17 protein-coding genes are annotated in these 22,170 nt (G+C 66.5%); 9 read left to right on the top strand and 8 right to left on the bottom strand.

From position 1 onward, the window contains the following. Together ACWEOE_RS36905 and ACWEOE_RS36900 are read left to right on the top strand one after the other, a co-directional pair. Positions 1 to 309, top strand: a 309-nt coding sequence (locus tag ACWEOE_RS36905; RefSeq protein ID WP_452017574.1) for a GTP-binding protein, incomplete at its 5' end; no start/stop codon positions are given. Positions 310 to 464: 155 nt separating this feature from the next. Further along, entirely contained in the window at positions 465 to 1,244 is a 780-nt protein-coding gene (locus tag ACWEOE_RS36900) for an urease accessory protein UreD (RefSeq protein ID WP_452017572.1), read from the top strand. 19 nt (positions 1,245 to 1,263) lie between these two features. Here the strand turns inward: ACWEOE_RS36900 and ACWEOE_RS36895 are convergent, their stop codons facing one another. Continuing rightward, entirely contained in the window at positions 1,264 to 3,969 is a 2,706-nt protein-coding gene (locus ACWEOE_RS36895; RefSeq protein WP_452017570.1) for an AAA family ATPase, read from the bottom strand. A 201-nt stretch (positions 3,970 to 4,170) separates the two neighbouring features. Continuing rightward, positions 4,171 to 5,034, bottom strand: a complete 864-nt coding sequence (locus tag ACWEOE_RS36890) for an alpha/beta fold hydrolase (RefSeq protein ID WP_452017588.1) — start codon at positions 5,032 to 5,034, stop codon at positions 4,171 to 4,173. Between the two features lie 271 nt (positions 5,035 to 5,305). Between ACWEOE_RS36890 and ACWEOE_RS36885 the strand changes: the two genes are divergently transcribed. From ACWEOE_RS36885 to ACWEOE_RS36875, 3 genes are all read left to right on the top strand, one after another. Continuing rightward, positions 5,306 to 8,089 (top strand): helix-turn-helix transcriptional regulator, encoded by a 2,784-nt coding sequence (locus ACWEOE_RS36885; protein WP_452017568.1) that lies wholly within the window; start codon positions 5,306 to 5,308, stop codon positions 8,087 to 8,089. 346 nt (positions 8,090 to 8,435) lie between these two features. After that, positions 8,436 to 9,869, top strand: a complete 1,434-nt coding sequence (locus ACWEOE_RS36880; RefSeq protein ID WP_452017586.1) for an amidase — start codon at positions 8,436 to 8,438, stop codon at positions 9,867 to 9,869. 528 nt (positions 9,870 to 10,397) lie between these two features. Beyond that, on the top strand, positions 10,398 to 10,523 hold the full coding sequence (locus tag ACWEOE_RS36875; protein WP_452017566.1) for a hypothetical protein: 126 nt from the start codon (positions 10,398 to 10,400) through the stop codon (positions 10,521 to 10,523). A gap of 162 nt (positions 10,524 to 10,685) precedes the next feature. Here the strand turns inward: ACWEOE_RS36875 and ACWEOE_RS36870 are convergent, their stop codons facing one another. Further along, entirely contained in the window at positions 10,686 to 11,840 is a 1,155-nt protein-coding gene (locus ACWEOE_RS36870; protein ID WP_452017564.1) for a serine hydrolase domain-containing protein, read from the bottom strand. A gap of 999 nt (positions 11,841 to 12,839) precedes the next feature. Here ACWEOE_RS36870 and ACWEOE_RS36865 point away from each other — a divergent pair. Then, entirely contained in the window at positions 12,840 to 12,968 is a 129-nt protein-coding gene (locus ACWEOE_RS36865) for a hypothetical protein (RefSeq protein ID WP_452017562.1), read from the top strand. Positions 12,969 to 13,206: 238 nt separating this feature from the next. On the opposite strand, the gene ACWEOE_RS36860 is transcribed toward ACWEOE_RS36865, so the two are convergent. The 5 genes from ACWEOE_RS36860 to ACWEOE_RS36840 form a co-directional block, all read right to left on the bottom strand. Then, a complete protein-coding gene (locus ACWEOE_RS36860) occupies positions 13,207 to 13,665 on the bottom strand; it encodes a nuclear transport factor 2 family protein (protein WP_452017560.1) in 459 nt (152 codons plus the stop codon). Between the two features lie 371 nt (positions 13,666 to 14,036). Further along, positions 14,037 to 15,170, bottom strand: coding sequence for an ABC transporter permease (locus ACWEOE_RS36855; protein ID WP_452017558.1), 1,134 nt, complete (start codon positions 15,168 to 15,170; stop codon positions 14,037 to 14,039). Positions 15,171 to 15,271: 101 nt separating this feature from the next. After that, entirely contained in the window at positions 15,272 to 15,964 is a 693-nt protein-coding gene (locus ACWEOE_RS36850; RefSeq protein WP_452017556.1) for an ABC transporter ATP-binding protein, read from the bottom strand. Next, on the bottom strand, positions 15,961 to 17,076 hold the full coding sequence (locus ACWEOE_RS36845) for a peptidoglycan-binding protein (protein WP_452017554.1): 1,116 nt from the start codon (positions 17,074 to 17,076) through the stop codon (positions 15,961 to 15,963). The genes ACWEOE_RS36850 and ACWEOE_RS36845 overlap by 4 nt, the downstream gene beginning before the upstream one ends. A 2-nt stretch (positions 17,077 to 17,078) precedes the next feature. Beyond that, a complete protein-coding gene (locus ACWEOE_RS36840) occupies positions 17,079 to 17,624 on the bottom strand; it encodes a hypothetical protein (RefSeq protein ID WP_452017552.1) in 546 nt (181 codons plus the stop codon). A 181-nt stretch (positions 17,625 to 17,805) separates the two neighbouring features. Here ACWEOE_RS36840 and ACWEOE_RS36835 point away from each other — a divergent pair, with 181 nt between their 5' ends. The 3 genes from ACWEOE_RS36835 (at position 17,806) to ACWEOE_RS36825 (ending at position 22,151) form a co-directional block, all read left to right on the top strand. Continuing rightward, positions 17,806 to 18,465, top strand: a complete 660-nt coding sequence (locus tag ACWEOE_RS36835) for a response regulator transcription factor (RefSeq protein WP_452017584.1) — start codon at positions 17,806 to 17,808, stop codon at positions 18,463 to 18,465. Beyond that, positions 18,462 to 19,640: a sensor histidine kinase gene (locus tag ACWEOE_RS36830; RefSeq protein WP_452017550.1), complete on the top strand. Its 1,179-nt coding sequence runs from the start codon at positions 18,462 to 18,464 to the stop codon at positions 19,638 to 19,640. The genes ACWEOE_RS36835 and ACWEOE_RS36830 overlap by 4 nt, the downstream gene beginning before the upstream one ends. Positions 19,641 to 20,852: 1,212 nt before the next feature. After that, the gene (locus tag ACWEOE_RS36825) at positions 20,853 to 22,151 is read left to right on the top strand and encodes a cytochrome P450 family protein (RefSeq protein ID WP_452017548.1); all 1,299 of its coding nucleotides are present in this window, start codon (positions 20,853 to 20,855) and stop codon (positions 22,149 to 22,151) included. Positions 22,152 to 22,170: the final 19 nt, after the last annotated feature.

Here is a 22,170-nt window from a genome sequence, read left to right as displayed (position 1 = left end):
CTCACGTTGACCTTCAGCGGCGCTCTGGCCGACTACTTCATCTTCGTGATCGACGTCGCCCAAGGGGACAAGATCCCGCGCAAGCGTGGGCCCGGGGTGACGCACTCCGACCTTCTGGTGATCAACAAGATCGACCTCGCTGAACTCGTGCGCTCGGACTTGTCGGTGATGGAGCGCGACGCTGGCGCCGTGCGTGAGGGTCGGCCCTACGTGTTCACGAACTGCTTCACCGGCGAAGGCCTCGCTGAGATCATCGGTCGCATCGACGGGGTGATCGGCCGCTTCGCCTCGACCGCCGGCGTGAGATGAAGCGTCGAGACGACCTCAGCTGGTGCACCCCGGACGGGCTGCCGGCAGAAGTGCTCGCACTGGGCAGCCCGGTCCGGTCAGGGCTGGGCGTAGGGGCCTCGGGAAAGTTGGGAGTACTGGATCTGGAGCTTGCTCCGCGCGCGGGCAGGACGAGGGTGATCCGCCAGTACCAGCGCGCGCCACTCCACATCTACCGGCCGATCTACCTGGACCGGGGCCGGCCCGAAATGGCGTTCGTGTACCTCCAGCAGCAAGGCGATGGGATGGTGCAGGGCGATCGTTACCGGATGGACGTCGACTGCGCTCCGGGCGCGTCTGTACACCTGACGACGCAGGCGTCGACCAAGGTGTTCGCTGCGCGCGACAACTACGCCACGCAACTGGTGAACCTCCGGGTAGGCGCTGGTGCGGTACTGGAGTACCTCCCGGATCCAGTGGTTCCGTTCCGGCGTTCCCGGCTCTTCCAACGGACCCATCTGACCGCGGCGGACGATGCAACGGTCATCGTCGGCGAGACCGTGCTCCCGGGACGGGTCGCGCACGACGAGTCGCATGAGTACGACTTGTGCTGGCTCGAAACCGAAGTTCGCGACCAACGCGGGTCGCTCTTGTTCGCCGATACCCTGCGGCTGCGTCCGGGCGACCTCGGTGATCCGAGGTCGCCCGGCATGCTCGGTGGTTATGACGTCGTGGCCACTCTTCACATCCTGACCGCCGCGACACCACCCGCCGACCTGGTTGCGCTGCTGCGCGGGGCTCTCGCCACAGCGGACGCGGTTGTGGCCGGTGTCACGGAGCTGCCTGCCGACCGGGGGGCAGCCGTCCGCATCTTGGGGCAGAGTTCCCGGGCCGTCCAGGCGGCGTTGCACGCCGCCTGGAACCAGGCCCGGATCGTCCTTCTCGGCGCCCCGGCTCCTGACCTGCGCAAAGGTTGAGCCACGGCTCGCTGGGACCTCACTCGTGGTCGTCCCCCAGCACGAGGTGCAGCTTGGTTCGGGAACGGATGGAGAGTTTGGTGAAGACCTTGTGCAAGTGGTATTCGACAGTGCGGGGGCTGATCGAAAGCGCCGTCGCAATCTCGGGGTTTGAGCGACCGTCACGGGCGAGTACCGCGATCCGCACTTCTTGCGGGGTCAGCTGGGAGCGGGTCTCCGGAACGCGACGTCGTGCTCGCTCGCCGGTCGCGAGCAGTTCTCGGCCAGCGCGCTCCGCGAAGGCTTCAGCCCCCATCCCAGCGAACGCGTCGTGCGCTGCCCGCAGCGCCTCGCGCGCGTGGATGCGTCGTCCCTGGCGGCGGAGCCATTCGCCGTAGACCAGCTGCGCCCTCGCGGTGTGGGCGGCGATGCGCGTCCGGCTCAGGCGGTCGATCGCCTCGATGTAGAGGTCTTCGGCTGAGGTCCCGTCCAGCAACAACGCCCGCGATCTGGCTTCGACGCCCAGGGCCCACTCGGTACCGCTGAGGCAGGTGCTCTCGGACAGCCGATCGAGCGCGGCCTCGGCGGTGACCAGGTCGCCGGTGCGGCTCGCGGCCTCGACAAGCTCGGCCAGCGACCACCCTCGCAGCTCCAGACCGTCTCCTTCGAGAGCCCAGCGTGTGGCGGCGACGGCGTCCTCGTAGTTGCCCAGCCCGTTGCTCAACACCGCTTTCGCGTAGTGCGCGATGACCCGCGCCATGCCTTCTCCGCGGTGCGGCCCCGTGCCGACGGGCCGGCCGCGCCACGCCGTCAGCACATCGGTCGCGTGGGGGAACGGCGGCGTTCCACCCGCCTCGGAAATGGTCCTCGCCTCGGTCACCAGCGCTTGCGCCGCGTCGAAATGACCAGTGTGGATTTCGACCAGCGCTCGGTGTGTGAGCACGTAGGGAAGGATTCTCCTGGCACCATCGCGCCGTGCACGAGCGAGCTCGTTCTTCGTGAGGTCGTGCCACGCGTTGTCATCCCACAGATCAGGCGCCACCAGACAACCGAGCAGGCGGGCCCGGGGCTCGTCTCCATGATCGCAGTCGAGCGTTTTCAACGCGAGTTTGAGCGGTTCGACACTGGCTGCGTATCCGGAGGTGCATCGCTGCGCCACTCCTTCCAGCAACCGGTCAGGGCCGTCCGGTTGCTGTTCGGCCAGCCGTGCGAGGACGGCGCGCACCAGGTCCAGGTGACCGGTGAACGTCGCCGAGCCGAGCGCCTCGAGGTACGCCGGCCTGGCGAGCCGTTCGTCGAACTGTTCCAGCTCCTGCGCCGCCTCCACCAGCTGCGTGATCGCGGACCGGTGCCGGCTGGCGTCGAAGGAGATGCGGGCTCGGACCCGCTTTGCGTTCGCTGTGGTCACCGCGTCGGCGGGGCCCAGCTCTGCAGAAGCCAGCAGCCGTGCGGCGGCGTCGGTGGCGCCCGCGGTGTGGTGGGCTTCCGCGGCCGATATCGCTCGCCGTGTTCGAAGTGTCGGTTCGGCCGTCCGGGCGGCCGCGAGTTCGAGGAAAGCGGCTTCGGCTGCGATGCCGCCTCGTCGGTGGGCGGCCCCGGCTGCGCGGACCAGCTCGTCGGCGATGGTGTCGTCTGGCTCCACCTGGGCGTGCGCCCTGTGCCACGCGTGGCGATCCGGCTCGGCGGATCGGCTGACCGCGAAAGCCAGCGCGCGGTGAGCGGTACGCCGTTGCTCCGTCGATGCGAGCCCGTAGACGGCCGCTCGCAAACGAGGGTCGCGAAAAGTGACCCACACGCCGAAGGAAAGCAGGCCTTCCGATTCGAGCGGAGCGGCAGCCTCGGCAGGGATGCCGAGCCAAGATGCCGCTCGCCACAGTCGAGCCGGGTCTCCGAGCGGATCCGCTGAAGCGATGATCAGCAGGCAACGGCTTTCGGGTGCGAGCCGAGAGACCACGTCGTGCTCGGGCACGGCGTACGGTCGCACGCCGTACCCGCCACCCACTTCCACCGGATCCCGGGCAACGCTGAGCAAGACCGTCGGATTTCCCCGAGCCTCGGCCACGATCCGCTCGACGACGTGGGGGTCCAGCGGTGCGGGAAGTGCCGACTCGAGCAGGTGGCGAGCGTCGGCGTGGACGAGGCCGCCGAGGGTGAGAGCGGGCAGAGAGCACATGTGCTCGCCCTGATCGGCGAAAGCCAGCACCGCAGGGACCCGCTCAAGCCGTTCGACGGCGAACCCGAACACCTCGGCCGACATCCTGTCGATCCAGTGCAGGTCGTCCACGAGGCACAGCAACGGCTTTGTCCGGGCTGCCAGTGACAGCAGCTCGACCACGGCAACGCACAAGAGGAGCCGGTCGGGCGTCGCACCTGCGCGCAGAGCCACGACCGTCTCGAGCGCTTCGCGCTGGTGGTACTCGAGCATCGAGAGCTCGGTTGCCAAGGCCGAGCAGAGCAACTGGAGCGCCGAGTAAGGCAGGTCGGCTTCCGCCGCCATGCCGCGAACGCGCACGACACGGAGATCGGGAATGCTGTCGGCGACGGCCTCGAGCAAAGCAGTTTTTCCGATGCCCGCCGGGCCTCTCACGACGAGTCCGCCCCCACCTCCGTTGATCGAAGCGCTCAGCATCTGCTCCAGCTGGGCCTTCTCGGCGTGGCGACCGATGAACGGAAGCGCGGCGTCGTGGCTGATGGGGGTCTCACTCGGGTCGAGGGGAACGGTGATCTTCTCGGCTTGGATGGTCATGACGGCCCGCCGGTGGCTGCTCCGACCGCGACACGGCGATCCGCGTCCTGCGGGTTCACGAACTCGTCCGTCGCTTTGCCCGGCTGTTGCATGCGCTCGGGTAACGGCGCGGGAACGGGGAATCGCCCGACTGCGCCCGGCGCGATCGGGTTCTGACGCCAGGAAAGGCCCATGGTCTCAACCCTTTCTGGATAGGTATGGCTAGGTGTGGGTTCGGTCGAGAAACCTGAGAATCGTCGTGGCTGCTGTGTCCAGATGACTCTCGAGAAGGAAGTGACCGCCGTCGAGCAGGTAGATCTCCGCATGGGCGTCCTGGGCGAAGGCGAGTGCACCTTCGGTGCGGAAGATCTCGTCGTTGCGTCCCCAGAGCGCCAGCACTGGAACCTGGCTGGCGCGCAGGTACTCGTGGAGACGCGGGTACAGGCAGAGGTTCCCGGCGTAGTCGGCCAGAAGCTCGAGCTGCACGAGGTCGTTTCCCGGCCGCGACAGCAACATGAAGTCGTGGTACCAGGTGTCGGGACTGATCAGGCTTTCGTCCTCGACGCCGTGCATGTACTGCCACCGGACGGCGTCCAGGGTGAGTGTCTGACGCAGAGCGGCTTCCGTCTTCGGTGACCGGTCGTCCCAGTACGCGCGCACCGGTTTCCAGAACTCTTCGGCGAACCCGACTTCGTAGGCGTTGCCACTCTGGGACACGATCGCGGTCACCGAGTCCGGATTTGCCAGGGCGAGCCGCCAGCCCACCGGCGCTCCGTGGTCTTGTACGTAGAGGGCGAACCGGTCGACCTCGAGCTGTCGGAGCAGCCCTGCGGTGAGGTCGGCGAGGACGTCGAAGGTGTAGTTGAACTCGTCCGCGGCCGGCGCGTCCGAGAACCCGAAACCGAGGTGATCCGGAGCGATCACGTGGTAACGGTCCGCGAGAAGCGGAATCAAGTTCCGGAACATGAACGAACTCGTCGGGAATCCGTGGAGCAAGACCGCAACCGGCGCGCCTTCCGGTCCGGCTTCGCGGTAGAACAGCGACTGTCCGCGGACAGTCGCGTAACGGTTGTGGACAGTTGCCAACTCCGCTCCTCCTGCACAACTGCTGACGTCCATCGCGCTGGGTCACCCGGCTCCGCGAGCTGGGTACCGGCTGCAGATCCACCTTCATCCGACTCTTGAAGTGCTGTGCCGCACTCAGTACCGTTGATCACACCAGCCCGGCAAACCGGTCATCACGACCCACTCTTCATTCGTCGAATCTCCCGTGAAATCGTGCTTCGACCGGTGGGCTGCCGCATCCCCCGATGGGTAGTGGCGAGCCATCCTGCCGGGTAGCAGTTACGGTTGTCGCGTGCAGCTGCCCTCAGGACTTCCGCGATGGCGGCGCGTAGCTGACCTGGTCGGCCGTCGAGCCGAGTGTTCCGTGCTCGACCGGATGATCGGGTGCGTGCGCGCCGGCGAAAGCCGTTCCCTGGTCGTCTCGGGTGAACCCGGCGTCGGCAAGACGGCCTTGCTTGAGTACGTGGCGACTCAGTCGGTGGGGTGCCAGGTCGTGCGAGGAAGTGGCGTCCAGTCGGAAATGGAGCTGCCCTTCGCCGGTTTGCATCAGCTCTGCGCACCGCTCCTGGGCCGGCTCGACCGATTGCCGGCGCCGCAGCGGGAGGCGGTGGGAACGGCGTTCGGAATCCACGCCGGCGCGGCGCCGGACAAGTTCCTCGTGGGACTTGCGGTTCTCGGGCTCTTCGCCGAGGCCGCGCACGAGCGCCCGCTGATGTGCCTGGTCGACGACCACCAGTGGCTCGACGAAGCCTCGGCGCAGGTTCTTGCCCTCGTGGCGCGGCGTCTCGACGCAGAGTCCGTGGGCCTCGTGTTCGTGACCCGCGAGGTTCCGCCTGACCTGGCGGAGTTGGCCGGACTGGTTGTGGGGGGACTGCGAGCAGCGGACGCCGCCGTGCTGCTGGACACGGTGCTCACCGGGCCTGTCGATGCCCGGGTGAAGGACCAGCTGATCGCCGAGACACAAGGCAACCCGCTGGCCTTGATCGAGTTGCCGAGGGGCCTCACGCCCGCGCAGTTGGCGGGTGGATTCGGCCTACCCGGTGCGGTGCCGTTGTCGGGCAGCATCGAAGAGAGTTTCAGCCGCCGGGCTTCGGCACTGCCGGAGCCCACTCGGCGCCTTCTTCTGATCGCAGCGAGTGATGCCGCAGGTGACCTGGCGCTGGTGTGGAGAGCAGCCGGTACCCTGGGGATCGGACCTGAGGCCGTGATGCCGGGAGTCGAAGCCGGGCTCGTGGAGCTGAATGCCAGGGTGCGGTTCCGCCACCCGCTCGCGCGGTCGGCGATCTACCGCGCGGCGTCGGCTGCGGAACGGCAACAGGCGCACCACGTGCTGGCGGAAGCGACTGATCCGGATCTCCACCCCGACCGGCGCGCCTGGCACCGAGCCCAGGCCGCATCCGGCCCGGATGAGTCCGTGGCGGTCGAACTCGAACGGTCCGCCGACCGTGCTCGTACACGCGGTGGTCTCGCCGCCGCGGCCGCGTTCCTCGAGCGCTCGGCGACGTTCACGCTGGACCAGGCGCAGCGGGCCGGTAGAGCCCTGGCTGCGGCCGAGGCCCAGCTACGAGCCGGCGCTTTCGACGTCGCGATCGATCTGCTCGCCATGGCCGAAGCCGGACCGCTCACAGAGTTCCAGTCGGCACAGGTCGATCGGATCCGGGCCCAGCTCGCATTCGTGACCAACCGGGGAAACGGTGCCGCCCCGCTGCTCCTGCGAGCCGCGGAGAGGTTCGGCCCGATCGATCCGGCTCTTGCGAGGGCGACCTATCTCGACGCCTTGTCCACGGCGTTCTTCTCCGCGCGGCCAGACGGTGCGCAAGGCAGGGTCGCCGACGTCGTCCGTGCTGTCTCGGCCGCACCGCCGGCCCCTGGCCGGCCGCGTTCGCTGGACCTGCTGCTGGACGGGACGATCGCCATGCTCGGCCACGGGTACGCAGCCGGGCTTCCGGCGCTACGGGAGGCTCTCGCTGATTTCAGCGCCGGCCTGACCGCGGAGGAGGAACTGCACTGGCTGTGGCTCGGCAGCATCACGGCGATGACTCTCTGTGATGATGGCAGTTGGGATGAGCTGACCGACCGGCACGTGAAGCTCGCGCGGAGCACAGGTGCGCTGAGCGCGCTGCCGTTGGCCTTGACATTGCGTGCGTTGTGTTCCGTTTTTTCGGGTGACCTGGCCGCCGCCGGTACGGCAACGACCGAGGCGCATGCCCTCGCGGAAGCGACCAGGACGCACATCGCCCGATACGGAGAACTGGGCTTGGCGGCAGTCCGCGGAGAGCACACCTCGGCTTTTGCCCTGTTCCAGGAGACCATCGAGGACGTGACCCTTCGCGGCGAGGGAATCGGCATCACGATGGCGGAGTGGGCGCGTGCGCTCCTGTGCAATAGCCTCGGGCGGTACGAGGATGCCTTGGCCGCAGCCCTCGGCTCGGTCGGGGACGGACACGGTGCCAGTTCCCTGGTTCTGCCGTGTGTCGAGCTGGTGGAGGCGGCGGTTCGGAGCGGCCGGCCCGAGATCGGGCTGAGCGCCTACGAGCGGCTGGTTCAGGTGACGGAGGTCAGCCGTACCGACTGGGCGCTCGGTCTCCAAGCCCGTTCGAAGGCTCTGCTGAGCGAAGGTGCTGAGGCTGAGGACTCGTACCGTGAATCCCTCCTCCGGTTCTCCCGTACCCGGCTCAAGGTCGACCTTGCCCGGGTCCACTTGCTTTACGGGGAGTGGCTGCGCCGGGAACGGCGGCGCAACGAAGCCGGCGAGCAGCTGCGAACGGCTCACAACCTGTTCGAGGCAATGGGCGCCGGTGCCTTCGCCGCTCGAGCCGGCCGTGAGCTGAGGGCCGTCGGTGGCTCGGTGCGCAAGCGTGTCGAACCCACGCCTCGGAGAGAGCTCACTGCGCAAGAAACGCAGATCGCCCGCCTGGCGAGAGACGGCCTGTCGAACCCGGAAATCGCCGGAAGGCTTTTCATCAGCCCACACACGGTGCAGTACCACTTGCGGAAGGTCTTCGCCAAGCTCGGGGTGACAGCTCGTAGTCAGTTGCAACGGGTCCTGCCGGACGATCACCGGTTGCACAGCTGATCCGGCGCACCGCCCGGCGGCCTGCACCGCAGGGATACCCAGGAAAGCGGCCGCGGGCACGACCCTCCGACCGGTAGCGATCCCGGTGATTTCTCGGACGCGAAGAACGACTCCGGTCATGATCATCGAGTTCGTGATCATCCGTCGGCTGTCGTGACACGACGGCGCCATGCTCGTCGGCACCTCGATGGCCGGTCCGGGTCGTGATCGAGTCCTCCCATGGTTCCGCGGTGGGCTCACCGCCGCGGTGCCGTTCCGTTCTTCCGGCGGGTCTGGGGAACGCCTGCCGCCGGAGATGTTCACCACGCGGGCGATGCCGCACTCCTGGTGAACGGAAAGGTTCTTGATGACCGACGAAATATGCCGAATGCCGGCCACCGAACTGGTGAGCCGGATCAAGGCCAAGCAGCTCTCGCCCGTCGAGGTGACCGATGCCGTGCTGGACCGTATGGATCGGCTGAATCCCGCCCTCAACGCTTTTTGCGAACCGACGCGTGACCTGGCCCGTTCCACAGCCGCCGACGTGACCGAACGCATCGCCCGCGACGAGCCCGTCGGTCCGCTCGCCGGTATTCCGATCGGCGTGAAGGACCTCATCAGCACCAAGGGCATCCGCACGGCGATGGGTTCCCCGATCTACCGGGACTTCGTGCCCGACGAGGACGACGTCGTGGTCGAGCGGATCAAATCGGCCGACGCCGTGATCCTGGGCAAGACCACGGTGCCGGAGTTCGGATACAGCGGCGCCGGGCACAACCCGGTCTCGCCGGCGGCTCGCAACCCTTGGGACACAGCGATGACCCCTGGCGGTTCCAGCGCCGGCTCCGCCGCCGCGGTCGCGGCCGGAATCGGTCCTGTTGCGTTGGGAACAGACGGCGGAGGGTCTGTTCGAATCCCCTCGGCCCACTGCGGCATCTATGGGTTCAAGCCGTCGATGGGCCGCGTCCCGATGTACCCGGGTGCTCGCGACGAGCGCTATCCCGGCGCCTCGAGCTGGGAGAGTATCGCGCACATCGGCCCGCTGACACGCACGGTGGCCGACGCGGCGCTGCTCATGTCCGTGCTGGCCGGGCCCGACCCCAGGGATCGGCTTTCGTTGCCGGCCGGCGACGTGGACTGGCTGGCGCCTCTCGACCGGGGGATCAGCGGTCTTCGGGTGGCGTTCTCGCCCGATTGGGGCTACCTCCCGGTAGACCCCGAAGTTCGAGCGATCACCGCACGGGCGGCGGGCGTTTTCGAACGGGAGCTCGGCTGCACGCTGGAGGAGGCGAATCCCGGGTGGGAGGATCCCTTCGACGCGTTCTGGACGGTGGTGATGGCCGACACAGACCTGGCCGGGATGCGCGAGTTGATCGACCGGTACGGAGACCAGATGTCTCCGAACGTCGTGGAGATCGTGAGCAAGCCGTGGACCGCGGAGCAGCTCACCACGGCGCGGATGACGCGTAAAGCGGTGCAGAACAAGATGTGGCGGCTCATGGCCGACTACGATCTGCTGATCACGCCGACGCTGGCGGTTCCGCCGTTCCCGCTGTACACACAAGGGCCGGAGATCGTCGAGGACCGCATGGTGCCGTCGACGACGTGGCTGGGCTTCTGTTTCCCGATCAACTTGACAGGGCAGCCCGCGGCGAGTGTACCGGCGGGATTCACGGCCGGAGGTCTCCCGGTCGGCTTGCAGATCATCGGGCGTCACCTCGCCGATGCCGACGTGCTGCGAGCTTCGGCAGCCTTCGAGGCGGCCGCGCCTTGGGCAGCCCATTGGCCGCCGTTGCCCTGAGCGCAGTCCTGACCGGGAAGGTCGGCTGGGCGGGACTGTTCACGGTTCATGGTCTTGGCCTCGTGGAGGTGGCAGTGGGCAGGCTTGACGCCGGCTCGCTGTCCCTCCACGAGGCTTTGCAATTGGCTGAGGCTGCGGCATTGTCGTGAGGTCAGGAAACCGTCGGGGGAAGACGAACCTCTCAGCTGACCACGTAGTTTTGATCAGCGCGCCGAACGCTCTCGTGCCGAAGGCAAGAGACGCGTTCCCCGCCGACGCGGCCATCACGATGACCGGGATGAGGAAAGCGTGCGCGTCGAGCATTCGCATCAGCTCGCGCCTGTCGTACGCGAAAACCCGCCGTGCGAGGCGTGGCGATCGAGGTCGTGGGTCGGCTCGTGGCCTCGTCGCGGCGTCCCGTGGCCATATATGAGAAGGGGCGGGGTTTCCCGCTGGTATGTTCCACGCGGCGTGTTACGACGTCGAGGACGTGGTCGTCCGGAAGTGGTCCGGGATGTAAATCGTGTGCGGAGAAGGGCTCGGACTGTCGTGGCCGAAGTGGATCCGGAAATCAAGTACACCGCTCATCACCAGTGGTTGCGGCTTCTTGACGATCACTCGGTACGTGTGGGCATCACCAATATCGCGCAAGAAGCGGCGACACGGGCCCGATGAGCTCGGAAGATTATCACCATTTGACGGGTGGATGACCTGTCCGCGGTGCGGTCGCCAGCCAGGGATCTCCAGGCCGCTAGGTAAAAGCTTTTCCACGACCGTGAACACGCCGGTGCTGTGGGTACGTCCTGTCGCCGAATGGCGGCCGACGTACCCGGCACCTCAGTGTCCCACTTGTGCAAAGCAGTCGTACGTCGCTTCCACAAGGGCCATTTTGCGGACGTCGTCGCGCGGAAGGGGGCCCATCCGGTTCATCACGTAGCTGAAACCGATGCCGTTCTCGGGGTCGGCGAAGGCGGTGGAACCTCCGAAACCGTCATGCCCGAAGCTCCGGGGGTTCGGGCCGAAGCTGTGTTGCCGGCTTCCGAGGGTGAATCCGAGGCCGAACTCGTTCTGGAGGCCCAGAACCAAGTCGGTGCAGAGACCTTGGCTGATTCTGGCTTGCTCGACGCTCTCGCGGCGAAGCAGCCGCTCGGAGCCGTCAGCGAGGGCGCCGTAGACGGCCGCAAGCCCGTATGCGGTCCCGTGACCGTTGACCGCGGGAATTTCCGCCACTCTCCAGCGAGCGAGGTTCGCGTCATGAGCCCGGGGCTGGGGGTTCGCCAAAGCCGCGATGGCTGCTTTCGGTGGTGTTGCCGGGAGGACGGCTGTGTTCGCCGGCGGTCCGACCAACTTCGAGCACCGAACGAGGTCACGTCGCGCAAGACCCAGATGAACGTCGGCGTTCAGAGGCCGGGCGACGTTTGCCGCGAGAAACTGCCCCACGGTCTGGCCCGTGATCCTGCGAATGACTTCACCTACGAGGTAGCCGTACGAGAGAGCGTGGTACCCGCTGATCGATCCTGGTTCGAACAACGGTGTCTGCGCGGACAGCAACAGCGTCATCTTGTTCCAGTCGAGGAGATCGTCCGCTGTCAGAGAACGCTCAGGCGAGACGCCGGACACACCCGAGCGGTGGGAAAGCAGCCAGCGAACGGGAACGTCGGCTTTTCCCGCCGCCGCGAACTCGGGCCAGTAGTGCGCAACGGGTCTGTCGACGTCGAGATCGCCGTTCTCGGTCAGCTGCAGGGCGCAGATCGCCACGAGCCCCTTCGAGGTCGACCAGACATTGGTCAAGGTCTCCCGGCGCCAGGGAGTGTTGCGCTCATCGTCCGCCCAGCCTCCCCAAAGGTCCACCACCGCTGTCCCGTGGAGGAAAACCGCTACCGCCCCACCCAGCTCGCCCCGTTCTGAGAAGTTTTCGCGGAAGACCGCTTCGACTTTCTCGAAGCCTTCGGCTACTTCTCCGTGAACGAGTGTGGTGGGAGCGGGTGGCATGGGGGCAGATCCTCCGGTTGAGCGTGGGCTCGGGTGTTCCCGAGCTGGTACGTCTTCGCATCGTGCCCGACGATCCGGCTGTTGTGTAAGCAACAGCACAATAAAGCTGGAAACATCGGACAACCGGCCAAAGCTGCCATAAGCGCCGAGCACAAGGTTGAGAGGCGACTCGCACTCTCGAGCCCGCGTGGCTCCGAGGTTTGGTCATTCGAGCTGAGATTTCTGGCCTGATGGACAAGGGCATCCATCCTGCCTCCGAAACGGAGCACTGGCCGCGTTCTGAGCTCGAGATGACGGGTCGTACGCCGGGCGAGAACGGATGGCACGCTGGACGAGCGTCTGCTGTTCACGTCACGGAGCTGGACGAACTGGCGACTGAATCACGGCGTCGCCGGGGGGCGGGGTTCCGGCAAAGTCTTGTGGCCTGGTTGCAGGGCGGGCACGGTCTCTGGTACCCGATCCGCGAGACCGGCGCGGTATCCGCTATTCCGTGGCCTCGATCCTGGCGCTGGCCGCGGCAGCGGTGGTCGCCCGCCAATGCCCTGCACACCACCGCCGCCCACGCCCGCTACCTGCACACCCGCGGCGCCTATTACGTGTTCACCGTGAAAGAGAACCAGCACCGTCTCCAGGCTGCTCCAGTGCCTGCCCTGGCACGAGATCCCCGCCCCACATCACCACCGACCGCGGCCACGGCCGCACCGAACACCGCACCACCCGGCTCGCGCCACTCGGCGATTTCCTGGGCTACCCGGTCATCGAGTTCCCGCACGCGACCCACGCGTTCCTCATCCAGCGCCACACCACCCACCACACCAACGGACACCACAGCACCCACACCGCGCTCGGGATCACCAACATGCCCCCTGGGCTCATCCTGCCCACACCGGCCGCTACGTCCGCGGCCACTGGCACATCGAAAACAAACTCCACTGGGTCCGCGACATCGCCTACACCGAAGACCACTCCCGCGCCCGCACCGGCACCACACCCCGCATCATGGCCAGCCTGCGCAACCTCACCACCAGCGCACTCCGCCAAGCCGGACACACCAACATCGCCGCCGGACTACGCCACATGACCCGCAACCCCACCCAAGCCCTCACCCCGCTCGGCATCCACCCCTAAACACCACAACGACTTTGCCGGAACCCTGGCCGGGGTGCATTTCCCGCTCTCCGGGAGGCGGACCGTGACCCGTGAGCCGTTCCCGGTCAGGATCCGGAAGGACCAGTCGAACCCCGCGTTTCGCGCCGGCCAGCTGAGCCCCCGGGTTCTTCCGCCGAACGCGTGTCCGGCCCGGCATGGTGTCCTTCGTGTCCGACAAGATCGAGGTCTACCTCGATGGCGATCGGCTTGCAGGGGCTCATCGTTCCCTGATCGTCGCGGTAGCGCGATCGAGTTCCCAGAACGTTCGCATGGCGAGCAGGAGCCCTCTGTCGTCCACTCGGTATTGGAAGACGCCTTCGACGTCCATCAGACGTCCGTCAGGCAGCGCTGTGGTCACGATTCCGACGTTCACGGCTTCGTTTCCCGTTGCGAACGAATCGGCGATGACAAAGCTGAACTTGGTGATCGGCTCGATAGCATTGTCCCAAAAGGCCGAAAGCTTCTCAGGACCGTAGTGCCCCTCTCCTGTGGCGTCGTACATCGACGGGCCGACGGGGTCCTCGATTCCTCCGGTCGGTGCGTACAGGCCGAGGTAGGTACTCCTGTCCTTGACGGCAAGCGCATTCATGGCACGCCACGAAGCGACCCGTGCCGGATGAGGTTCTTCACTGGCTTTCCAGACGATCGAAGGGTGCAGTTCGAATGCGGATCCCATGGTATTGTTGACCTTTCTGTTTTCTGGCGACTGTAACCGGTAGCCGGTGGGGAAGGGCGCTGATGGCCCTTTCCGCCGGTCATTATCGTCTTTTCGGACAACTGGACGAACGCCGGGCAGTAGGCGGGATTGAGCACCGGTCACAAAGATGGCGCCACGCCACCTCAGCCGCCAGCTGCGGAACGACGACGGTTGCAAACGTCTGCGCTCGGAGAACTACGAAGCCGACAAACACCTCAACAACCAACCATGGGATCGCGAAGAGTCACCTGTCGGGCGCCAGTCGCTGCTCGGAGGCCAGTCGCTGCTCGGAGGCCAGGTACACGACCCGGCGAGGCGAGTCACGTGGTGCTGCGGATGCCGTTGTGGCCTCAGGCCAGCGCCTGAGTGGGCAGCAGTTTGGCGGCTCGCATCGCCGGATACGCGCCCGCGACGGCGCCAACCGCAGCGGCGATGCCGACGCCGCCGAGTAGGGCACCGACCGGGAGGACAGCCGGCCAACCCTGGCTCAGGGCGTATACCGCGGTTGCCAGGACGCCGATCAGGACTCCGCACACGCCGCCCAGTCCGGACAGCAGCATGGACTCGGTCAGGAACTGGCCGCGGATCTGACGTTTCGTCGCACCGAGCGCTCGTCTCAGCCCGATCTCCCGCCGCCGTTCGAGCACCGAGATCACCATGGTGTTGGCCACGCCGACGCCGCCGACCAGCAGCGCGACGCTGCCCAGCCCCAGGAAAAGCGAGTTGAACGAGTTCTCGGTCAGCCGCCGCGCCTCGATGGCGTCGGAAGGTCTGCTGACGTTCACCTCACCCGGTTGTTCCGGATTGATGGACGCTCCGAGTACATTGCGCACCGCGTTCAGCTGGTTTTCGTCGGCTCTCACGTAGACAGTGCCGGGCGTACCGCTGAAGTCGAGGTACGTCTTCGCCGCCTGCCAGCCGACCAGGACCGAGCGCTCGATTTCGGGGGCCAGTGGCATGGGGTCGAGGACGCCGATCACGGAGAACCAGCGGTTCCCGATCCACAGCTGCGGGGGATGCGCCGGATCCACGTGATCGACGCCGAGCCGGCGGGCTCCCTCGGAGCCGAGCACGACCGCGGGAAAATCGGCGGTGGCCTGGTCGAGGAATTTCCCTTCCATCACGTGGCCTTCCAGCAGTCCGAGCAGATCCGGGTTGGCCGCGAGAACGGAAAGTCCCGAGGTGTCGGCTTCGGGGACTTTATCCGTGCGTCGAACCTTCCGACCGGTTTCGCCGGTGGCGGCCGCCCCGGTGACCGGGCCGATCCTCTTTGCCATCGCCACCGCGTCGTCGGGAAGCGCGGCGGGATTGCCGAGGAGATCCTGGCCGGCCTCTGCGCGAAGCAGATTGGTGCCGAGCGCGGACAGCTGGTCACGGAGAGCTTTCGCGCTCGACTGCGGAATCGCGAGGACCGCCACCATCGCGGCGATGCCGATGGCGATTCCCAGCGCGGACAACACCGCTCGAAGCGGTCTCGTGCGCATCCCGTGCGACCCGAGCACGAGCAGGTCGACGGGTCCGAGGCGTGCAGGAACAGGCGGCTTCGGGGGGAGCGGAGCCGCCGGCCGTGGGGGTGCGGGTGTGCTCACCGGAACACCCCCGGCGGCGTACCCGTATCCTGTCGGACCAGCCCATCCAGGACATCGATCCGGCGTGGTGCCCTGGCCGCGATGTCGCGATCGTGGGTGATCAGCACGACTGTGGTGCCGTCGGCGCTCAGTTCGGCGAGTAGACGCAACACCGAGGCACCGTTCTCGGTGTCGAGATTGCCCGTCGGCTCGTCCGCCAGTAGCAACTGTGGACGGTTCACCACCGCTCGTGCGATAGCCACCCGCTGTCGCTCACCACCGGACATCTCATTCGGTGTATGGGCTGCCCGGTGGGCAAGGTGAACCCGGTCGAGTGCTTCGAGTGCCATGGTCCGGCGGTTGCGGCGGGGAACCCCTGCGTACAGCAGCCCAGTCGCCACGTTGTCCACAGCGGATACCCCCTCCGAGAGGAAGAACTGCTGGAAGACGAAGCCGATCCACCGGGAACGCAAGGCCGACAGCTGTCGGTCCGATAGTGTGGCGATGTCAAGGCCGCGGATCTCCACCCGGCCGGCTGTGGGCCGGTCCAGGGTACCCATGAGCTGCAGGAGGGTCGACTTGCCGGACCCCGAGGGGCCCGCGATCGCCACCATCTCCCCATCGTGGACGGACATCGATACTTCGCGCAGTGCTCGCACACCACCGGGATAAGTACGCCCGGCACCGTGCACGGCGATCACCGGCGTCACGCGGTGGTCACCACCTTCATGCCCTGCCGGAGGCCGTCGCCAGAGATCTCCACCTCGCCGTTCGCGAATAGTCCCGTCGTGACGGGGACGACACGGCGCTGGTCGCCCTCGACGACTTCGACCGCATAGCCGCCCTCGGCGAGTGCCAGAAGCGCGCCTACCGGAACCGCCAGCACGTTGTCCTTGGTGCCGGTGGTGAACGTGACATCGACCGGAGCCGAGTCGAAACCGCCGGCGGCGGCCCCATCGTCCAGGGTGATGGTGATCGTGACCGTCGCCTTGGTTTCTTCGGACCCGGGTGACGATTGGTCGTCCTTTTCCTGCGTCGCCGTGGTACCGATCGAGGCAACCGTACCGCTGGCCTCGCGTCCACCGGCGACCGACAGCTGCACCCTGCCACCCTGCTTGACGATGCCTTGTTTTGCGACATCGATCTCCACGGTGACCAAGCGGTCGGTTCCCGTGGTCTTGAGCAGCGGTGAGACTCCGTCGCCGCCGGGCTGGGCCGTGAGCGAGGAGATCCGGATCGGCCCTTTGTCAACGAGTACGTCACCGGGTGACAAGGTGCCGGTTTGGTCCAGCTTCATCGACTTCTGCCACTTCTTGAGCGCCGTTGCCGTTCCGGCTGTGAACTTGGTATCGGGTTTGCCGAACCCGCTGAACCCGAGGTCGCGCAGGTTTTCCTCGAGCTGACGGACGTCGGGTCCGTCATTGGCACCCAGCATGAGCTCTCGATAAAAGGGGATGGCGCCGAAAAACAGGGGCACCGGGTGCTCATCCACTTTGTACACCGGTTCGCCGCGGTCGATCATGTCGCCGACGGCCGGCAGCCACGTGATGGTGCCCGGTCGCCGGCCGGTCAAAGTGCGCTCGGGGCCGTAGCTGAGCTTCCCCGTGAGTTTTTCCTCATTCGTCAGGTTCGTTCGTTTCACCACGGCCGTCTCGACCGGTTTGGCCTGGGGTGCGGCACCCCCACCTGAGTTGGCGGCCACGCTGGCGATCACCGCCACGGTCCCCGTGCCGACGACAGCCACTGCGACCAGCGTCACGATCAGCCAGCGTTTCTTCCGGCCCCGCCGCACTTCGCCGGGGCCGTCCTGCTTTTCGGCCATGGTCATCCCACCGGAACGGGCGCGGACCCGGCGGCGATCAGACCGCAGGTCTTCAACGCCTCGTTGGTCTTTTCGTCACCGAAGGTGATCGGCGGCAGCTGCACGTTGGGGTGAGCCGAATCCGGGTCCTTCGCGTCGATACCGCGCTCACGCAGGCAAGTGGCCTGTTGCCGCATCTTGTCCAGCTGCTCGGCCGACGGTGGCTTGACTTCGCCGCCGTTCGGCAGTAGGTGCCGGCAGGCTTCGTTGGCCTTGTTCACCTTGTCGAGGTCCTGTGTCTCTCCCGCGGGGCCGGCGGCGACACCCCCGGACTTCGGGTCGGGGTCCGGCATGTCAAGGCCGTGCTCACGCATGCACTTGGCGAAGGCGACCTGCTCGTCGTAGGTGAATTCGTCGTCGCCGGTGCCGGCCACGGCAGTGGTCGAGGTCTGGTCGCCCGACCCGTTGGCGCTGGCGACCTTGCTGCCGCTGTGGTCGCTGCTGGCGCACGCACTGAGCGAGACCACCGCGGCCATGGTCGTGAGCAGCAATCCGTACTTGATCTTCATCCGGATCCTTCCGTGGTCATCTCCAGGTGGACCGGTGGAGGACGACCCCGACCACGACCTCCACCGGTTGCTGAAGTTCTACGGATCGAGTGATCAACAGCAGTTAAGCGAAGTCGCTTATGCCGTGCTTATGTGGCGTTGGAGCAAACTGCTGAAGCGGGCCGGAGCAGAGGAGATGCGCGTGCGGGTGCTGGTCGTCGAGGACGAGCGGCTAATGGCCGACACGGTCGCGGAAGGGCTGCGCCGGCTGTCCATGGCGGTCGACGTCGTGTACGACGGAAGTGAGGCGCTGGAGCGGGTCGGCGTGCACGATTACGACGTGGTGGTGCTGGACCGCGATTTGCCGTCCGTGCACGGCGACGACGTCTGCCGCGCGGTGCTGGCCGGGGGCGGCGCAGCCCGTGTGTTGATGCTGACGGCGGCGACCGAGGTCGAAGACCGTGTCGCCGGACTGGGGCTGGGGGCCGACGATTACCTGACCAAGCCCTTCGCCTTCGCCGAACTGGTGGCCAGGGTCCAGGCGTTGGCTCGTCGGGCCCCACGGGCACTGCCCCCGGTGCTCGAGCGCGATGGTGTGGTCCTCGACCTCCCACGCCATCAAGCTGTGAGGGACGGGAAGTTCTTGCCGCTTTCGCCGAAGGAGTTCGCAGTGCTCGAGGTGCTCATGCGGGCGGAGGGCACTGTGGTCAGCGCCGAGGAACTGCTGGAGAAGGCCTGGGACGAACACGTGGACCCGTTCACGAACGCGGTCCGCGTGGCCGTGATGACTCTCCGGCGGAAGCTCGGGCAGCCCGGACTGATCGAAACCGTGCCCGGCGCGGGTTACCGGTTCGGCTCATGAGCAGGCTGCGCTTGTCCGTCCGGACCAAGCTCACGGCACTCTACGGCGGTCTTTTCCTTCTCGTCGGCATCGCATTGCTGGTGATCAACTACCTTCTTGTACAGGCGAACCTGCCTCAGCCGGCATCGTTTGCGGCTGCCGCCGTGCAGGCGTCGTCCATCGGGCCGGCCTGCGCCTCGCCTCCGTCGGCCGATGGTGCGCCGGATTTCGCCGCGCGCCCGGCAGCGGCAGTGGAGTTGGTGACCAATTCCCTCGACGAGTACCGTGCGTCGGCTCTGGCGAATCTGCTCGCGCAGTCTTCCATCGCGTTGGCGATCGCGGCAGGGCTGGCAGTTCTGCTCGGATGGCTGATGGCCAGCCGCGTTCTCCGGCCTGTGCACGAGGTCACTGCGGTCGCGCGTAAACTGAGCGCCGAGAACCTTGACCGAAGGATCAATTTCGAGGGGCCTTCCGACGAGCTGAAGGAGCTCGCCGACACGTTCGACCAGATGCTCGCCCGGCTCGGGAATTCCTTCGACAGCCAGCGACGTTTCGTTGCGAACGCGTCACACGAGCTGCGCACTCCGCTCGCCGTCCAGCGCACCTTGATCGAGGTGGCGTTGGCTGACCCGCTGATGGCCCCGCACTTGGCTCGCCTGGGCAAGCAACTCCTGGACACGAACGAACGCAGCGAGCGGATGACCGAGGGCTTGCTCACTTTGGCACGCAGCGACCGCGGTCTTCAGAGCCGTTCGCCGGTGCATCTGGACGAAGTGGCGGAACAGGTTGTGCGAAGCCTCGGCGGGTTCGCTGCCGAGCACGAGGTCGAGGTGCGAACTGAGCTGCAGCCTCGGCTGGTTGCCGGTGATCCCATCCTCCTCGAGCGGTTGGTGACGAACCTGGTCCAAAACGCCATCCTGCACAACGTGCCCGGTGGCTCGGTCGTGGTGCGGTCGGGCGTGGCCCCTGCTCTGACGGTGCAGAACACGGGTTCTGTGATCCCCTTGGACGCGGTTCCGGCCTTGTTCGAGCCGTTTGAACGACTCGGCCAAGAGCGGACCGCAGACCGCCCTGGAGCGGGCCTGGGGCTTTCGATCGTGCGGTCAGTCGCTCGAGCTCACCACGGCGAGGTGCACGCGCTGCCGGTGGCGTCGGGCGGGCTGGTGGTCGAGGTGTCGCTGCCCGAGTCGAAGTGATCGGCGGCGCCGGCGCGGGTGGTGGCGCGCAGCGGTGGGCGGGGCCATCGCGGACCGCCTCGCACGCTCGCGCAGATCGGGGATGCCGAGGCGCCCCGCACGGTGAGCCGGTCAGAGCCGCTGCTCGCATAACCCCGTGCGGGCCGCGGCTGAGAGCTGGGGCGGTCCGGGCACCAACCGTAACGGGGGCTCGGCGCGGCACGGTTCGGCTTGTGCTCTGGTCGATTCGCCTGCCACTCGTTCATTTCGGACAATATTCCCGAATTGTTCGAAGGTGCTGCATCGCAGGTTCGGTTCTCCATTATTGTGATTGTCAGCTCATTTTTCGCCCGCCGTGATCGGCGGTGTGGCGGATGCAGAGCTTGCGGGTACGCGGGCCAGCCGGTTCCGGTGTGATCGTCCAGGTGCTGGATTCGGTCCGTATGGTCAAAACTTGCCGTGTCCTTGGGTGTGGTTCGAGGTTGCTTGTATAGTCGGCCATCGATCGGGTTGGTCTCGTGCGGTCACTTCTGCGAAAGTCGTCAGCGTTCTAGCCATGCAGATTTTCCGGCGCGGGAATTGGGGGGATTGATGGTATCTAATCTTATTGACCGTGGAGAGTGTTCAGGAGGGATTTCGCTGTCGCACGCATCTCCCTGATAGGTTCAGTTGGACAACTTGGCCGTGTGACGAAATAGTCTGCGGTCGGCGAGGGGGCGAGGTCGGGAGCACGCACGAGGGGGCGTGCTCCCGACCCTGACCTCAGCGGCGGAGCGGCTTCGGGGAGTTGGGCCGAAGACTCTCGCCTATCCCCGCATCGGCGGAGAGTCGATCCTTCGCCGACCCGTCCCGGCAGCTGTCCGCTGCGCCAGCGTGATCGCCCTGTCAATTCCGGAGCAGAAATAGTGAGATGCGAAAAGGTACGAATTGGGTAGTCACCGATGCGGTGGTCGCCGCGTTGGTGACCGCAGGCGGACAACGGAGCCCCGACCTGGTTGAGCAGCTGGTGCGGATCGGTTTCAGTGGGATCACTGCTTCAAGCACTTCAGCGTCCTCGTCGCGACACGGAAAACGCCCGAACAGTGTCAGCCTCACCACGCGGCCGACCGGACGGGCCGTCCGGCCTCGATTAATCGGGTGTGGCCAAGAGCGCGAGTCCTTGGCCGCACTGCCGCGACCTCCCCGGGGCTGATCGACGAGATTTCGGGAAGCCAGGCTGCGGCCGGAGCCGGCTTGGGCCAGGTCGCCGCCCGCAGCGGGGGGTTCCGCGACACGACCCTTGCGCGTTTAATCGCATCGAATGGCAAAGGCTGGACAATGACAATGGAAAACGATCCGTTTACGGCAAGGGTCGATGGCGCGCGGCCGGCATTGCTCGCGGAGCTGACCGCGGCCGGTCCGGTGCACCACAGGATGCTGCCCACCGGCGTGCCTGCGTGGGTCGTCACCGGCTATGCCGAGGCTCGGGCGGCTCTCACCGACCCGAGGCTGATCAAGGGTGGCCCGGAACACTCCCCGTTCGCGAAGGAACTTCCCGATCAGGCCGCCGCGTTGCACCAGCACATGCTCAGCCAGGACCCACCAGTCCACACGAGGCTGCGCAAGCTGGTGTCCAGGGCATTCACGCGGCACCGCATTGAAAGTCTGGCTCCGCGGATCGAGCAGATCTGCCGGGAACGGCTGGACTCGCTGACGGCCGAACTCGCCACGCGAGGTGAGGCGGACTTGATCACCGGGTACGCACTTCCCGTCCCCTTCACCGTGATCTGTGAGCTCGTCGGCGTCCCGCAGGAAGAACACCACGTGCTGCACGACGCCTGGGCGGCGCAGGCCGCCGGATCGATCATCGGTGTCGAGAAGTATGCCGAAGCCTCGGACCGGGTGATCGCCTTCGTCCGTGACTTGATCTCGACCAAGCGCCGACGGCTGGGCGACGATCTGCTTTCGGAACTGATCTCGGTCCGCGACGCACAGGGGGGTCTGACTCAGAACGAGTTGACCTCGATGACTTACCTGCTCATCCTGGCGGGTCACGAGACCACCGCCAGCCTGATCGGCAACGGCGCCCGGGCCCTCCTGCTGAACCCGGATCAGCGGGTTCTTCTGAAGTCCGAGCCGGGTCTGCTCGCCGCCGCCGTCGAAGAAATCCTGCGTTATGACAGCCCGTCGCAGCTTGCGATCCCGACAATCGCGGCCGCGCCGATCGAACTGGCCGGAAACAGCGTCGCCGAAGGCGAGGTCGTGGTGGTGTCATTGCTGGGGGCGAACCACGATCCGGCGGTCGTTTCCGACCCGGCGCACTTCGACATCCGTCGCCGTAGCCCGCACTTGGCTTTTGGGCACGGCATCCACCACTGCCTCGGTGCTCCGCTCGCACGGCTGGAGGGCAAAATCGCCCTCAGGGCGCTGTTCGATCGCCTGCCGGAGCTCGAGCTTGCAGTTCACCCGGATTCACTGCGACGCGAACCATCGTTGCTGTTCAACAAACTTGCAACGCTGCCAGTCCGCGAAGGGACTGTCGCGGCGGTGTGAATCTAGTGCTCCGCAATCG

This window comes from Amycolatopsis sp. NPDC004368 (genome assembly GCF_053602515.1).
Note: the sequence above shows the minus strand (reverse complement) of the source record. Positions and strands in the feature narration are given on the sequence as shown.